Annotated in this window: 14 protein-coding genes; 8 read left to right on the top strand and 6 right to left on the bottom strand. The window is 62.2% G+C overall.

Features of this window, described 5'->3' with window-relative positions; genetic code table 11:
- Positions 1-29: 29 nt before the first annotated feature.
- The 4 genes from M0D65_RS07380 to M0D65_RS07365 are packed head-to-tail and all read right to left on the bottom strand — an operon-like array spanning position 30 to position 4,596.
- On the bottom strand, positions 30-1,037 hold the full coding sequence (locus M0D65_RS07380; RefSeq protein ID WP_266252082.1) for an alpha/beta fold hydrolase: 1,008 nt from the start codon (positions 1,035-1,037) through the stop codon (positions 30-32).
- 34 nt (positions 1,038-1,071) lie between these two features.
- Complete coding sequence (locus M0D65_RS07375; protein ID WP_266252081.1) at positions 1,072-2,433, bottom strand: MFS transporter; 1,362 nt, start codon at positions 2,431-2,433, stop codon at positions 1,072-1,074.
- Positions 2,430-3,503, bottom strand: coding sequence for an alpha/beta hydrolase (locus M0D65_RS07370; RefSeq protein WP_266252080.1), 1,074 nt, complete (start codon positions 3,501-3,503; stop codon positions 2,430-2,432). Before M0D65_RS07370 ends, M0D65_RS07375 begins: the two co-directional genes overlap by 4 nt.
- Positions 3,504-3,531: 28 nt before the next feature.
- On the bottom strand, positions 3,532-4,596 hold the full coding sequence (locus M0D65_RS07365; RefSeq protein WP_091007318.1) for a porin: 1,065 nt from the start codon (positions 4,594-4,596) through the stop codon (positions 3,532-3,534).
- Positions 4,597-4,756: 160 nt separating this feature from the next.
- On the opposite strand from M0D65_RS07365, the gene M0D65_RS07360 reads away from it, so the two are divergent.
- A complete protein-coding gene (locus tag M0D65_RS07360; protein WP_266252079.1) occupies positions 4,757-5,692 on the top strand; it encodes a LysR family transcriptional regulator in 936 nt (311 codons plus the stop codon).
- Between the two features lie 103 nt (positions 5,693-5,795).
- Entirely contained in the window at positions 5,796-6,119 is a 324-nt protein-coding gene (locus M0D65_RS07355; protein ID WP_091007324.1) for a thioredoxin family protein, read from the top strand.
- A gap of 14 nt (positions 6,120-6,133) precedes the next feature.
- Here M0D65_RS07355 and M0D65_RS07350 read toward each other — a convergent pair whose 3' ends face one another.
- Complete coding sequence (locus M0D65_RS07350) at positions 6,134-6,349, bottom strand: hypothetical protein (RefSeq protein WP_266252506.1); 216 nt, start codon at positions 6,347-6,349, stop codon at positions 6,134-6,136.
- Between the two features lie 374 nt (positions 6,350-6,723).
- On the opposite strand from M0D65_RS07350, the gene M0D65_RS07345 reads away from it, so the two are divergent.
- Entirely contained in the window at positions 6,724-7,836 is a 1,113-nt protein-coding gene (locus M0D65_RS07345) for a porin (protein WP_266252078.1), read from the top strand.
- Between the two features lie 70 nt (positions 7,837-7,906).
- On the opposite strand, the gene M0D65_RS07340 is transcribed toward M0D65_RS07345, so the two are convergent.
- On the bottom strand, positions 7,907-8,638 hold the full coding sequence (locus tag M0D65_RS07340) for a TetR/AcrR family transcriptional regulator (RefSeq protein ID WP_091007333.1): 732 nt from the start codon (positions 8,636-8,638) through the stop codon (positions 7,907-7,909).
- Positions 8,639-8,831: 193 nt separating this feature from the next.
- Here M0D65_RS07340 and M0D65_RS07335 point away from each other — a divergent pair, with 193 nt between their 5' ends.
- From M0D65_RS07335 to M0D65_RS07315, 5 genes are all read left to right on the top strand, one after another.
- Positions 8,832-10,070 (top strand): nitrate/nitrite transporter, encoded by a 1,239-nt coding sequence (locus M0D65_RS07335; RefSeq protein WP_266252077.1) that lies wholly within the window; start codon positions 8,832-8,834, stop codon positions 10,068-10,070.
- A 67-nt stretch (positions 10,071-10,137) separates the two neighbouring features.
- A complete protein-coding gene (gene fahA, locus M0D65_RS07330; protein ID WP_266252076.1) occupies positions 10,138-11,466 on the top strand; it encodes a fumarylacetoacetase in 1,329 nt (442 codons plus the stop codon).
- Positions 11,467-11,500: 34 nt separating this feature from the next.
- Positions 11,501-12,274 carry a cyclase family protein gene (locus M0D65_RS07325; RefSeq protein WP_266252075.1) on the top strand — a complete coding sequence of 258 codons (774 nt, stop codon included), beginning with the start codon at positions 11,501-11,503 and terminating at the stop codon, positions 12,272-12,274.
- Positions 12,275-12,441: 167 nt separating this feature from the next.
- Positions 12,442-12,801 (top strand): hypothetical protein, encoded by a 360-nt coding sequence (locus M0D65_RS07320; protein ID WP_266252074.1) that lies wholly within the window; start codon positions 12,442-12,444, stop codon positions 12,799-12,801.
- Entirely contained in the window at positions 12,798-14,483 is a 1,686-nt protein-coding gene (locus tag M0D65_RS07315) for a PA domain-containing protein (RefSeq protein WP_266252073.1), read from the top strand. The genes M0D65_RS07320 and M0D65_RS07315 overlap by 4 nt, the downstream gene beginning before the upstream one ends.
- The last annotated feature ends 30 nt before the right edge of the window (positions 14,484-14,513 follow it).

Raw genomic sequence — 14,513 nt, 5'->3', positions numbered from 1 at the left:
GCGAAAGCGGCCGGCCTGGTGCAGAGGCGCTAGCGACCGAACAACGCCGCGAGCCCCGCAGGAGAGGTGAACATTCCCGCGCCGTCGTGACCTACGCCCGGCACTTCGAACACGCAATGGTTCAGTTCTCCGGGATGACGCATACGCATATAGCGCGCATACGCGCGGCCGCGCTCCAGTCGATGCGCACCCTGCGCGCGCGCCGCGCAGGAAGTGTCGAGTGCGGGGTGCGCCGGGTCGCTATCGTCGCCACCGAGCAGCAGCACGACGTCGCGATGCGCATACGCGGCTTCGAGCGTAGCGGCGCAACCGCCGCGCATCGTCTCGAGTGCATAGGCCGGTAGTCGGTCCAGGCCGTATTTCCAGTCGTTGAAACCGGGGCAACGCGCGTCGTCGAAGGCTGTGAACGTGGAGCCGTCCGCACCCGGCCGCAGCGTATCGAAATACACATACGACGAGGGATTCGCGATCACGTAGCGCACTGCGATGCCACAGTCAGTGAGTTGAGCCTCGCCATGCGTCACGACCGCATAGCGCTGCGCAACCTGGCCGCCACCCGAATGACCGGCAATCACAACCGTCTCCAGCGCAGGAAAACTGTCGCGCTGCGCGAGGCGGCGCAGGATCGCGTCGAGCACATCGAACGAGCTGATCGGTGCGGCGTTCGTTGCCGCACCGCCGCCCATCCAGCCGGTCCAGTCCCAGTGCAACGTGGTGGGCGCGAGGCGATGTGCCTCCACGTCGGCGGTAGCGAGGAATTGCGGCACGATCAACAGCGTTTCGGATGCATCCTGGCCTGCTGCGTCGCGCGCCTGCTGCACGAGACGAAAGTAGGTATCGGCGTTGCGCAGGCGGCCGTGCATCATGATCACGACGTGTCGCACACTGGATTGCGGCGCGTCCCATGCATCGGTCGCGAAGAGCGGCACGATGCCCTCGCCCGCCGCGGTCTTCACTGCAATGCGTTGTGGTGCCACGACCGCTACCGGGCGCTCGTTCGGTGCGCGTTCGTCGTCGGGATGAAAAATCTGGGTCATGCGGGAACACTCATAAGGATGACGGCCGGGCGCCTCAATGCGCATCGGCTGAAGCGGACGAAACTCCCGGTTCGCGTCCGGACTTCGTGAAAAACACCATCGCCAGCGAAAGCAGACCGGCGAAGATCAGATAGAACGCCGGCGTGAGACTGCTGCCAGATAGATGCGTGAGCCAGGTGATCGTCAGCGGTGCCAGGCCGCCGAACAGCGTCACCGCGATGTTGTACGACAGCGCGACACCAGTCGAGCGGTTGCGCACCGGAAAAAGCGTCGCAAGCATGCCGGGATGCGCGCCGGACATCGCCGCAAGAAACACGGTCGCGATCATCTGCGCGATGAACAGATGCAGTGGCGTGGGCTGCGTGATGACGAAATGGAACAGCGGGTACGCGCAGATCACCCACGCAATCACGACTGGATAGAAGCAGCGGTACGGCCCGTAACGATCGGCTAGCTTGCCCGACAGCGGGAACAGGAACAGATTCAGCGCGCCCGATACGAACGCACCGAGCAGTGCGCTCGACAGCGGCAGATGCAGTTGCCGCTCGACATACAACGACAGGTACGAATGCCAGACATAGTTGGTCGCCGCACCAACGATGATCACACCCATCGCGCAGATCACCGCATCGCTGTTAGCGCGGAAGAATTCGCGCAACGACTGGCGCGGCGCGGCATCGCCGCCGTGACCGCGCAACGCTTCGAACTCCGGCGACTCGGCCACCCGGTGACGGATGTAGAAGCCCATCGGTCCCGCGAGCGAGCCCATCAGGAACGGCAGCCGCCATCCCCACGACACGAGCTGCGCGTGCGAGAGCTGGGTCGTCAACAGCCAGCCCACACCCGAGGACAACAACAGCGCGAACGCCTGCGACGACATGTTGAAGCTGCCGTAGAACATCTTCTTGCCGGGCGGTGCGTATTCGACCAGCATCGCCGATGCAGTCGCAAACTGGCCGCCCACTGACAGCCCCTGCAGCAATCGCGCAAGCACGACGAGTAGCGGCGCAGCGACACCGATCGTCGCGTACGACGGCGTCAGGCCCATCAGCAGCGTGCTCGCAGCCATCGATACGATCAGCAGCGACAGCGCACGGCGGCGCCCCACGCGGTCCGCGTAGAGGCCGAGCAGGATGCCGCCGAGCGGTCGCACGAAGAAGCCGATCGCGAAGGTCGCGAGCGTCAGCGCGATCGATACGAACGCGTTGTCGCCGGGAAAGAACACCTGCGCGATGATCTTCGAGAAGTAGCCGTAGATCAGAAAATCGAACCATTCGAGCCCGTTGCCGAGCACCGATGCGAAGATCGCTCGGCGCACCATCGAGCGGCTTAGCGCCGGCTGAGCCACCGTCTCGTCTTGCTTGCCGTCTTGCGAGTGGATAGACAGATCGTTCATTGCGTGCATTGTCCCGTTCCGAACATCGCCGCGAGTGCGCACGGCGAAGTCAGCATCCGCGCGCCGTTGTGGCCGACACCGGGCACGACGTGGAAGTGCTGGTTCAGCCCGTCCGGGTGACGGGCCTGCATATAGGCGGAGTATGCCGTGGCGCGCGCGAGGCGTTGCGAACCTTGTGCTTCGGCGGCGCAGCTTTTGTCGAGCGCGGGATGCATCGGATCGTCGTCCTGGCCGCCGACGAGGTAGTCGACGTGGCGCTTCGCATAGGCTGCTTCGAGCGCCTCGGGTGTGCGGTCGTTTACGTACGGCGGCCGTTCCTGCATGCCGTATTTCCATGCATCGAACGACGGACAAGTGGCGGCATCGAAAGGCCCGAACGTGTTTTGCGCAGTCGGACGCCGGGCATCGAAGTACGCATACGACGACGGGCTCGATACGACGTAGCGCACGTCGATGCCTTCGTCCGCCAGTGCCTGCAGATCGTGTGCGGCGACCGCGTATCGTTGCACGACCTGCGCGCCGCCCGAGTGACCGGCGAATACGACGTACTTCAGGTTCGGAAACAGATGCCGGTCCGCAAGCCGCGCGACGATCGCGTCGAGTACCGCGTACGAGCTGATTGGCGCACCACCCTCGGCCGCCTCGCCGCCCATCCATGCGTTGTCTTTCCAGCGCAGTAGATTAGCGGGCAGCGAGCGGACCTGCGTGTCGACCGTGGCGAGAAACTGCGGCGCGATGAGCAGCGTGTTACCGGCGTCGGTGCCTGAGCGCTCGCGGGCTTTCTCCGCAGTGTGGAAGTACACGTCCGCATTGCGCAGCTTGCCGTGAATCACGATCACCGCGCGCTCGATCTGCGGTTGCGGCACGTTCCAGTCCGCCGACAGGTAGAGCGGGAACTGCGCCTGTCCCTGCAGCGTGTCGATCGCAAGACGCGCATCGGCGATGGTTCCGACCGGATGCAGGTTCGGTCGGTACTCGTGCTGCGCGAATACCGGCGCGACTGTTATCGCCAGCGCCGCGTACAGCGCCGCTGCGCAGCGACGCATCTTTCGCGATCGATTGCTACTCATCCTGTCTGCTCCTGTCCGCATGTATCGTTCAGAACCGGTGGCGAATACCGAGCGTCACGCCGGTCTGGTTCGACGCGAATGCAGTTTCATCGGTTACACCGACCGGCGTGTAGCTGCCATTCGCATAGCGTGTCGCAGCCGCATACGCGACCGTCGCGTATAGATCGGTGCGCTTCGACAGCAGGTAATCGGCACTCAACACACCCATCCACGCATTCGATACGTTGTGCGTCTTGTTCGACTGATAGTAGGTCGCAGCGGTCAGCCGAAACACCGGTGCAAACAGATAGCGCACCCCACCGAACCATAGCGCAGCTGACACCGTCGCGCCCTTCGTCGGATTGAGCAGATAGTGCTCGTAGCCGCCCATCACCGAGAGCGCACCGTTCACATCGTCGCGAAACGACGCGCTCCAGTTGCGCGTCTTCGACCACAGGCCTGTGGAATTGATCGCGCCGTTGCGGTAGTCGTAGGCCAGCGCCGCCGAGAACCCACCGATGTCGTATTCGAGTCCACCGCCATATGCCGCACTGCTCTGGAACGACGCTGCATCGCCGCCGAAGCTGTAGTCCGCAATCGTCGTCAAACCGCCGAAGTGCCCAACGTATTTGACCGAGTTGTTCAAGCGCGCCTTGTATGCGAGATCGTCCGACGAACCGGTGGTCGGAAACCACGTGTACTGCGGCGCATAGCCCATCGGGTCGTAACGCTCGAGCACGTCGTACATCGCCGTGTACTGCAACCCCGCCGACAGCGAGCCAAACGCATTCGACAAGCCCACTGCCGCGGTCCGGTTGAACAACGTGCCGGCCGTCGCATTGGTGCCGTCGTTGCTGTTGATCCCAGCCTCGAGCACGAAGAACGCATGGTTGCCGCCGCCCAGGTCCTCCACGCCGCGAAACCCGAAGCGCGAATTGCTGAGGCCGCCCGAGTTCTCGCGTACCAGGCTGCCGCCATTCGCGCCCGCATGGTTGAGGAATTCGATGTTGGTGTCGATCACCCCGTACAGCGTGACCGACGACTGCGCGTGAGCCGGTACGCAGGCCACCCCGGTAACCGCCGCGACGCTCGCGGCAAGGCAGTGCTTTTTCATTGTGCTGTCTCCTGTCGATTGTTTTTGTGCGCATCGGCTGGTGCAGCGATGCGTTGGGCATGATCGTAGGAGGGAGCGTGGTAAATGTAAAATACACAATCAATGCCATATCCATACATATAGAATATGGCAAGCAATCGGTCACTGAGGAGCCGGCAACATGGAACTGCGTCATCTGCGTTACTTTCTGGCCGTTGCCGAAGAAGGCCAGTTCACCCGCGCCGCCGAACGTCTCGCGATGCAACAGCCGCCGCTGTCGCAGCAGGTCCGGCTGCTGGAAGAGGAACTGGGCTTCGATCTGTTCATGCGCCTGCCGCGCGGCGTCGTGCTGACACCGGCAGGCGAGGCGTTTGCGCAAGACGCGCAGCGGCTCATCGAAGGTCTGCAACAGGCCGCCGAACGCGCGAAGCGAATTGCGCGCGGCGAGATCGGCACGGTGGCAATCGGTCTAACCAGCTCGGCGGGGTTTCATCCGCTCACGACCGAAGCGATTCGCGAATTCCGGCGTCTACATCCCGATGTCGCGGTCGATCTCACCGATCTCAACGCCGCCGAAGTCAACGAGCGCCTCATCACCGGTCTCGTCCACGTTGCGTTTCTGCGCAAGCCGGTCGAGCGGCCCGCCGGACTATCGTTCGCGATGCTCGACGAAGAGCCGATGGTGGTGGTGCTGCCGGACGGTCATCCGCTGCTCAAACGTCGCCGCGCCACGCCGCCGGAGGTGGCACTCGACACGCTCGCCAACGAGGATTTCATTCTGGTTCGCCGCCCCGGTGCACCAGGCATGTACGCCGACATCCTCACGGCATGCCGGCAAGCGGGCTTCTCGCCGAATATCGCCCGCGAGGTGCCGCGCATGTTGCTGGGCATCCGGCTCGTGGCCGCGGGGCTCGGCGTGACCCTGGTGCCTGCGTCGATGCAGCGCTACAGCCAGGTCGGTGTCGTCTATTGCCGGTTGAAAAAGCCCCCTGCGTTGACTGCGCCGCTGCATTTCGGTTATCCGGATGCCCTTAAAGACGACACGGCTAGCAACGGTGCGGCGAGCCGCTTTGTCGACTTCGTGCTCGAGCATTACCGGGCGCGCGGCGTACGCTGAAGGCGCAATGACTTCGAAACGCGGGGTTCGCGACGCGCGCTGCCACATCGCGCGTTTTCCGCTACATTGAATGCCGATACGACTACCCGTTCACGGAGCAACGATGGCAGCAGATCAACCCTACTCGCAGACCGCCCCCACCCGCGCCGAAGTCGATGCTTTTGCCGGCGTAGTGGTTCTCGATTTCGGCACCGACTGGTGCGGCTATTGCCAGGGCGCAAGGCCGCTGATCGAAGAAGGTCTGGCACGCCATCCGGCCGCACGGCATCTGAAGATCGAAGACGGTCCCGGCCGGCCGCTTGGTCGCTCGTTCAAGGTCAAGCTATGGCCGACACTGATCTTTCTGCACGATGGTCGCGAAGTTGCGCGCGTCGTGCGACCCACCGACAGCACGTCGATCGAGGACGCGTTCGCCGCACTGGAGTAACGCGCAGCGATCGTCTACCGATTGACCGGCTGCTTTGATCCTCCATCCGCCGGCTTGTGGAACATTGTCTTGCAGCCGGGGCTTAGCTCGTCGTAATGCGTTTTCATGCACGCAGTGATTTTCTGCTTGTTCGGAATGTCGGACGCGCAGAAGTGTATGGCGTCGGCCTTGCAGGCTTTGGTTTGCTCGTCGCGCGATGCGGCGTGCGCGGTATAGGCGACGCCCGCCATCGTGAGCGCGGCGAGCAACGAAGAAATCAGCTTGTGACGCATGATCGGTACCGGAAGTGATGGATGCCGTTGCTTCAGCAATTTCCGATCCCGGGGCAACGAACGCAGTGCTGCACCCGCTTGCACGCCCCCTTTCCCACATATTCGCAACGCCTGTCGGGGTCACTGCAGCGCCGACAAACCTCCCCTATAGTGTCTGCCGGTGTTCAAACGCCGGCGCAACTCGATGCGCCCACATAGTGAGCATTCGCAGTTCGAAGCGACTCACGGCACGCATCGCGCCGGCAGCCGATCACCAACGTAGCCTCTCGATAGACAAACAACCTTGAGCCGGTGCGGACGCGGTCGGTCCGCTACATCACACGGAGAAAAAGATGAGAAAGAGGAAGACAGCGCTGATGGCCGCCTTGCTGGCCACAGCGGCGGGTGCACAGGCGCAGAGCAGCGTCACCTTGTATGGACGCGTGGATGCAGGAGTGGAGTACATGTCGGGCGCACCGACCGGTGCGGGTCCGAACAGTCCGGCAACCGGCAGCGCCAGCCGCTTTCGCGCCGAGAGCGGCGACTGGGGCACGAGCCTGTGGGGTTTGAAAGGCACCGAAGATCTGGGCGGCGGTTACGCAGCCGTATTCCATCTGGAAGGTGCATTCAACACGATGAACGGTCAGGGCAGCAGCGACGGTCTGTTCGATCGCTATGCGACGGTCGGTATCGCGAGTAGCCAGTTTGGTACGTTGCTGCTCGGACGTGAGCTGTTCATCTCGAACGGTGTGTGGGACTTCGATCCGTTCGGGCAATCGAACTGGTCGTCGGCGTCGCTGGTACGCGGACGCAACTGGCTGCACTCGAGCAACAACATTTCGTACCAGTCGCCGACCATCGGCGGGTTCGACGCATTCGGACAATATGCATTGTCGAACTCGACCAGCTGGAACGGTAATGGCACGACGCCGCAGGGACGCTGGGCCGGGCTGCAGCTCACCTATACGTCACCGCTCTTCCAGGTGCGCGGTATCTACGACGAAATTCGCAATTCGCAAAACGGTCAGCTAACCGATCCGTTCACCGCATCGCGCGAATATACGGCGGCCGTCAACGTGTTCCTCGGCAAGTTCAAGATTCAAGGTGCGTACCAGGCGATCCGCACGTCGGGTGGCGATGCAACGGCAGGCGTCGCGCCGACCACGCTCGATCACGAATGGGGTGGCGTGACGTGGCAGGCAACGCCGGCCGCGTCGCTGATCGCCGCCGTGTATCACGTCAATGCGAACAAGGGTGCGGGCAACGCGACGATCTATACGGTCGGCGGTACCTACAACCTGTCCAAGCGGACGCTGCTCGACATGCAGATCGCAACGGTGCAAAACAGCAAGACGGCGAATTTCGGCCTGAATGCGAATAGCGCGGGCGATACGGTGTCGAGCGACAACCCGATCGTCGGTCATAGCCAGTCGGGTGTGTACGCCGGTATTCAGCATCTGTTCTGATTTGATCTGATAGAGGCACCGCTGCGGCCGCTGCGTATTCTGCGCAGCGGCCGCACCGTTTTTCGCGCCGCTATTTTTTTGCCATCGACAGAAAACCTTCCGTGAGGAAGCGGATCAGCCGCTCGCACTGCTTCGGGTCACCCCATGTCGCACCGTGCTTAGACAGCCGTTCGACGCGCCGGTCGGCCACCAGCATCAGCAACGCGCCCAGCGCGAACTCGTAGCCCCACACCACGGTGTCCCGCTTCGTGCCCGGCAGCGCCTTGCACATTACATCGATGAAGAGCGTCGCGAGCGGATCGTAATACTCCTGCTGGATCGCACTCGCCTCTTCGCCTGGCTCCCACATGGTGCGTGCCACCAGCACGGAAAAAGACTCGCCGTCCTCATCCGCGCGCAACGCGACCACCGGCTCCGCCCACGCGCGAACGATATCCTCAACCGCTTGCGGATTGTCACGCGACGTGTCCACCTCCCGCATGCGCGTCATCCGCTCGGTGATATACGGCTTGCGATGCTCGAACATCGTTTTGAGCAATTCGTTTTTCTTGCCAAAGTAATAGCCGACGAGCGCAAACGGCACACCGGCATGCGCGGCAATGTCGCGCACCGACACGGCGTGATAGCCATGCTGCGCAACCAGGATCTCCGCGCTGCGCAGAATCTCGGCGCGCCGGTCGGGGCGTGACGCTTCTTCCGCGGGGATGACGGAACGATGAGGCTTCGCGCCCGCGGACGGTTTGCGAGCCGGTGGCTTGCGCCGCGTCGCGGTATCGGCTTGAAGTCGAGGTCTATTTGCCATGTATCGATCTGGGTCAGTTGACACGCATGTGCGTTTACACACGCACGAATAAAATATTGTACACTCGTGCAAACTTCACTCATACAAACAATATCGGGTGCTCGATCAGGAGACATTGTATGGCCATCTGCTGGAACTCCGGCGCGCTGTCGTGCAATCAGCGCACGCGTGACATCGCTCGCGGAGACCGATCATGCGAATGAACAGCCGCTGGGTCGCGCTCGCGATCATCTTCGTGTCGTTTTTGCAGTTCACACTCAACTGGTTCAACATCGTGCCGGCGTTCGGCGGCCTAATTGCGGACCTGCATCTCTCGCTGCCGCAAGTGGGCGTCGTGATCGGCATGTTTATCGCTGGTTACGGGCTTGCGCATATTCCGGGCGGGATGCTCGCCGAAGCGTTCGGCATGCGCTTCGCAATGCTCTTCGGTATCGCGGTCGAAACAATCGGCACGGTTCTGTCGGCCGTGGCGCATCGCTATGATGTGTTGCTGATCGCGCGGTTTATCTGCGGTGTGGGTGGTTCGGTCTATATCGGCAGCGCTATCGGTTTGACAGCGGCCTGGTTCCGCGACCACGAACTCGCGACGGCCAACGGCCTCGTCACCGGTGTCGCGTTTACCGTTGGCGCGTCGCTCGGGTTGTATCTGTGGACCGATATCGTCGCGGCGCTCGGCTGGCGCGCAGCGTTGCTATTCGGTGCCGCTGCGGGAGCGATCACGTTCGTCGCACTCCTGTGGGTGTTCCCCGTGCCGTTCGAGACACGCGGCAGCGATAGTGCTCGCGGCGTCGCGGGCAATCATCTCAATCTCGCCGCGTTACGACGCACATTTGGCAACCGCAACCTGTGGTTTCTCGGCTTGAGTTTTCTCGGTGCTTACGGCAGCTATTTCACCGCGGCCCAACTGTTGCCAGCCTATGGCGTTGCGCATCTGCAGCTCGGACCCGCTGCGGCGAATTCGCTCGGCGTCGTACTGCTGACGAGTGGCGCACTCGGCGGTGCGGTGGGTGGCTGGCTCGCGGATAAAGTGTTCGGCGTTATACCGACTATGGTTGGCGCGTTGATCATCGAATCTGTCGCGCTCCTGCTGATTCCGCGTCTCGGCGCCGCCGGCCTGCAGATTGCCGCTGCCGCGATCGGCGGAATGGGCATTCTCGCCTTCGTCCCGTGGATCGCGATGCCTGGGCTGTACCGCGACGAAATCGAGCTGTCCGACATACCGACCGCATGCGGCTTGATGCTGACAATCGTCGCGCTCGGTGGCGTTACGCTGCCGGCCCTCTACGGTTGGGTTGCGACCCACTACGGATATACAAACGCGTGGACCGCGCTTGCCGCGGCATCGTTTGTTTCGATGCTGTTCTGTTTTCTGGTGCGCCGGCCCGACGCCGCGCACAGCGGCAGCACGAACGCCGAAGCCGCGTTCAAATGACCCACAAATCACGGACATACGCGCGTCTCGCCGCGTTTTATTATCGTTACTGGAGGTCCCTCGCATCATGATCGAACTCGACGCCACACACGACCCCAAACGGACTAGCTGGGTCGATAGCGCCAACGCGCCCGATACCGATTTTCCGATCCAGAATCTGCCGTTGGGCATCTTTAGCAGCGACCTGGTCACGCCCGCCGTATCGCGCCACTTCGGCATTGCCATCGGCGCGAGCGTATTCGACGTGACGCGTGCGCGGCAGCTTGGACTGCTCGAAGGACTGGCCGCGCAAGCTGCCGATCTGGCGAGCACAGGTACGCTGAACGCCTTGTTCGCACAAGGCCGCGCGCCGTCACGTGAATTGCGCGAACAGGTTTCCGCACTGCTCGACGACAAGAGCGCAGAAGGCGCACGCGCACGTGCGCTGCACGAGCAACTGCTGTATCCGGCTTCCGCCTGCGAGTTGCATCTGCCCACTGCGGTTGGCAACTACACCGATTTTTACTCGGGCATTCATCACGCAATCGCGGCCGGCTCGCTACTGACACCCGATAACCCATTGCCCGCGAACTACAAGTGGGTACCGATTGCCTATCACGGCCGCGCTTCGTCGGTGCGTCCGTCCGGTACGCAGATCCGCCGGCCGCATGGCCAGCGCGGCGGCACAGCCGATCGTCCACCGGTCTTCGGTCCGTCGCAGCGGCTCGATTTCGAACTCGAAATGGGCTTCTATGTCGGCGCGGGCAACGCGCTCGGCGAGCCGGTGCCGGTGGCGCAAGCCGGCGATCATATCGTCGGCTTCAGCCTGCTCAACGACTGGTCCGCGCGCGACGTGCAGCGCTGGGAGATGTTTCCGCTCGGCCCGTTCCTCAGCAAGAACTTCGGCACGTCCGTCTCGCCGTGGGTCGTGACTGCCGATGCGCTCGCTCCGTTCCGCATGCCGGCCATGGAACGCCCTGCGTCCGACCCGCAACCGCTCCCCTATCTGCACGACCCGGTCGATCAACGCCACGGTGGCATCGACGTCGATCTCAGCGTGAAGCTGTCGACCGAAGCGATGCGCGCAGCGGGCACACCGGCGGCGCAGATCATCCATTCGAACGCGCAGTACCTGTACTGGACGCCCGCGCAGATGCTCGCGCATCACACGTCGGGCGGCTGCGATCTGTTGCCCGGCGACCTGATCGGTACCGGAACGATTTCCGGGCCGACACGCGACCAGTTGAGCAGCCTGCTTGAACTGACGTTCGGCGGCACGCAGCCGGTCACGCTGCCCAATGGCGAACAGCGCGCGTTCCTGCAGGACGGCGACGAAATCACCTTCCACGGACGCTGCCAGCGTGCCGGCTTCGTCACGATCGGCTTCGGCTCGTGTGTCGGCCGGATTGTCGCGTGACGCGTATCACACCTCCCTCAATACGGAGCATTCCATGACGAGACTGATCGACATTTCCATTGCCCTCGATAACGACACGCTCTCCGACCCGCCGTTCATGCGACCTTCGATCGGCTACACGACACACGAAGCATCGGCCGTCGATCTGATCGCGTCGTTTCCCGGCATGACCGTCGATCAATTGCCGGACCGGATGGGATGGGCCGTCGAAACGGTCACGTTATCGACACATAACGGCACACATATCGACGCCCCCTGGCACTACCACCCGACGATGGACGGCGGCGTGCGCGCGATCGCAATCGACGAAGTGCCGCTCGAATGGTTCATGCAGCCCGGCGTGAAGCTCGATTTCCGTCATCTGCCCGACGGTCATGTAGTGACGCCTGCGGAAATCGACGCGGAACTGGCGCGTATCGGCCACACGCTGAAGCCACTCGAAATCGTGGTCGTCAACACGCGAGCCGGCGAACGGTATGGCGAAGCCGACTACATCCATAGCGGCTGCGGCATGGGTCGCGACGCGACACTGCATCTCACGTCGTTTGGCGTGCGGGTAGTCGGCACCGATGGCTGGAGCTGGGACGCGCCGTTTTCTCACACTGCGCGGCGCTATGCGGAAACGGGCGACGCCAGCCTGATCTGGGAAGGCCACAAGGCCGGGCGCGAAGCGGGCTACTGTCAGATCGAAAAACTGCACAACCTGGAGAGCCTGCCGGCCGATGGTTTTACCGTGATCTGCTTTCCCGCGAAGATTCGGAACGCCAGTGCCGGCTGGACGCGGGCGGTGGCAATTCTGCCGGATTGAGTGAAGCATTAACACACATATGCCAGATGAATATTTGAATCAATCCGGAGATCATTAAACCCATTTCCCCCTAAATATCAGACCTATCATATTTTTACCGAAGCGATTCGGCACGCTGCTCCAGCAGTTGGAGATGCGCACTTAACGTTCGATCACAGGAGAACGATATGAGTGGCTATCAACGGTGCTACAAGGGAGCTCGATGGGTCTTGGGAATGGCACTACTCATCAGCGGTTCGGTTTTTGCACAAACTTCAACAAGGAACGCTCCATTATCTTCAAGTCAGGAAGTGGGTAATAGCGAAATCGTCACACTCGATCCCGTTACTCACAAATTGCGACCGGCTACAGCGGACGAAATCAATCAACTCAAAACATCCGTCGCGCAGCCCAGAACGTTCGCGAACGGCGCGCTGCTGCCGCGCAATGAAGCTGAGGCGCTCACCACCCTGCGCCCGCTCCCTCACGGCGGCTACATCATGCGTATGCCTGAATCGCTAGTCAGCCCGTTGGGAGAACAGCCATGAGCATGCTTAAAAATGGTCTTGCTGCGGCGGTCCTGTTAGCACTAGCCGGCGCGGCTCAAGCGACCCAGATGGTCATCGTCAATGTGGATCAGGCCGGTCTGGGCCTCAACGATCCCACAGTCGTGCAACCGGTTGGCGGCAACCCCGGCACGACGCTCGGTCAACAACGAACGATCGCCTATCAGTACGCCGCCGATGCATGGGGAAGCGTGATAAACAGCACGGTCCCGATCAAGGTTCAGGCCAGTTTTGCAGCGCTGGCATGCACCGCTACAACCGCTGTATTAGGTTCGGCGCGTAGCGCCTATGTTCTCTATAACTTCAATGCCAGCGCGATCCCCAATATCTGGTACCCCGCAGCGTTGGCCAATGCGGTAAACGGCGCTGATCTGCTAAGCGGCGGTGCGGCTATCGTCAGTAGCTTCAATGCCAATATCGGGCAACCCAATTGCCTTGCAGGCACGACCTGGTATTACGGGCTCGACGACAACGCACCAGCAGGCACCACCGATTTCATCGACACCGTCATGCACGAGATCGCCCATGGCCTGGGCTTCGCCAGCACGACCAACGTCAGCACAGGTGCTTTGCTGAACAATATGGGCGACGTCTTTTCGACGCCGATCTTCGATCACGTTTCCGGTCTGAACTGGAATGCGATGACGACGGCTCAGCGCAAGGCTTCGATCGTCGGTCAGGGGTTGGTGTTCGGCGGGCCTACCGTGACGCAGGAAATTCCACTGGTACTGCTGAACCGGTTGTCGCTCAACGCGAGGATGGGCGCATCGACCACGAGCTACTCGATCGGTATGGCTAACTTCGGACCTCCAGCCAACGCCAGCAACTTTGTCGGTCAGGTCTCGGTGGTCAGCGACGGCAGCGCCAATCCTTCGCAAGGTTGTGGGACGTTGATCAACACCGGTAGCGGCGGCGATGGTGGCCCACTTGCAGGCTTGATCGCACTCGCCGTCGCAGGCGGCTGTAACAGCGGCACCAAAGCCTTTCAGGCCCAGCTCGCGGGTGCTACCGGCATCATCATCGTGAGTAACCAGCCGGGGCCTGCGCCCTACCTCACGGATGGCTATACCAACAATGCGATCCCGACGGTCAGCCTCGCCCAGGCCGATGGTACGAAACTGCAGGGCAGTATCCCGGGTGTCAGTGTGACGCTGGCGACCATAGCAGGCATGTACCAGGGGGCCGACAACCAGGGCCGTGGCATGTTGTACGCCCCTCCCGTCGTACAACCGGGTTCGAGCCTGTCGCACTGGGATCTGACGATGCAGCCGCATACGTTGATGGAACCGGTGGCTCAGAGCGGCCAGATGGCAAACCTGAAGCTGGACCTTACCCCCGCGGCGCTCAAAGATATCGGCTGGACGCGCAATACGGCTAACGGTGTGCTTGGGGGCGGCCTGATTTCGGGAGGGTTGCTGCCGGCTTGCGACACCGGCGTGCCAGCGGTTGCGGCCGGTGGGGCGATCACCGGCGCCAGCATCGTGGCGCGGGCCAACGTCTGTCGGCTCAATCCTGGCCTGCTTGGGACGGAATACATGTCGTGCGTCAATAACTATGCGAGCGCGCTGGCTGCGCAAAAGCTGATTACGATGGCGCAGCAACTGCAGGTAGGCGTGTGTGCGACCACGACGGGCATACCGCCGCTCGCGACGAAGAGTAAGTAAGTCCATAACATCGGGGTACGTCGCACTTGC

It is taken from the genome of Paraburkholderia sp. CHISQ3, from assembly GCF_030464945.1.
Taxonomy (GTDB): domain Bacteria; phylum Pseudomonadota; class Gammaproteobacteria; order Burkholderiales; family Burkholderiaceae; genus Paraburkholderia; species Paraburkholderia megapolitana.
The sequence above is the reverse complement of the archived record's forward strand: the minus strand, read 5'-3'. Positions and strand labels throughout refer to the sequence as shown.

Excerpts from the sequence above, each read along its gene's own strand:
- M0D65_RS07340 (WP_091007333.1), bottom strand. The coding sequence starts at position 8,638 with ATGGCAAATAGACCTCGACTTCAAGCCGATACCGCGACGCGGCGCAAG.
- M0D65_RS07355 (WP_091007324.1), top strand. The coding sequence starts at position 5,796 with ATGGCAGCAGATCAACCCTACTCGCAGACCGCCCCCACCCGCGCCGAA.
- M0D65_RS07370 (WP_266252080.1), bottom strand. The coding sequence starts at position 3,503 with ATGAGTAGCAATCGATCGCGAAAGATGCGTCGCTGCGCAGCGGCGCTG.
- fahA (WP_266252076.1), top strand. The coding sequence starts at position 10,138 with ATGATCGAACTCGACGCCACACACGACCCCAAACGGACTAGCTGGGTC.
- M0D65_RS07360 (WP_266252079.1), top strand. The coding sequence starts at position 4,757 with ATGGAACTGCGTCATCTGCGTTACTTTCTGGCCGTTGCCGAAGAAGGC.
- M0D65_RS07335 (WP_266252077.1), top strand. The coding sequence starts at position 8,832 with ATGCGAATGAACAGCCGCTGGGTCGCGCTCGCGATCATCTTCGTGTCG.
- M0D65_RS07315 (WP_266252073.1), top strand. The coding sequence starts at position 12,798 with ATGAGCATGCTTAAAAATGGTCTTGCTGCGGCGGTCCTGTTAGCACTA.
- M0D65_RS07325 (WP_266252075.1), top strand. The coding sequence starts at position 11,501 with ATGACGAGACTGATCGACATTTCCATTGCCCTCGATAACGACACGCTC.
- M0D65_RS07320 (WP_266252074.1), top strand. The coding sequence starts at position 12,442 with ATGAGTGGCTATCAACGGTGCTACAAGGGAGCTCGATGGGTCTTGGGA.
- M0D65_RS07350 (WP_266252506.1), bottom strand. The coding sequence starts at position 6,349 with ATGGCGGGCGTCGCCTATACCGCGCACGCCGCATCGCGCGACGAGCAA.
- M0D65_RS07365 (WP_091007318.1), bottom strand. The coding sequence starts at position 4,596 with ATGAAAAAGCACTGCCTTGCCGCGAGCGTCGCGGCGGTTACCGGGGTG.
- M0D65_RS07375 (WP_266252081.1), bottom strand. The coding sequence starts at position 2,433 with ATGAACGATCTGTCTATCCACTCGCAAGACGGCAAGCAAGACGAGACG.
- M0D65_RS07380 (WP_266252082.1), bottom strand. The coding sequence starts at position 1,037 with ATGACCCAGATTTTTCATCCCGACGACGAACGCGCACCGAACGAGCGC.
- M0D65_RS07345 (WP_266252078.1), top strand. The coding sequence starts at position 6,724 with ATGAGAAAGAGGAAGACAGCGCTGATGGCCGCCTTGCTGGCCACAGCG.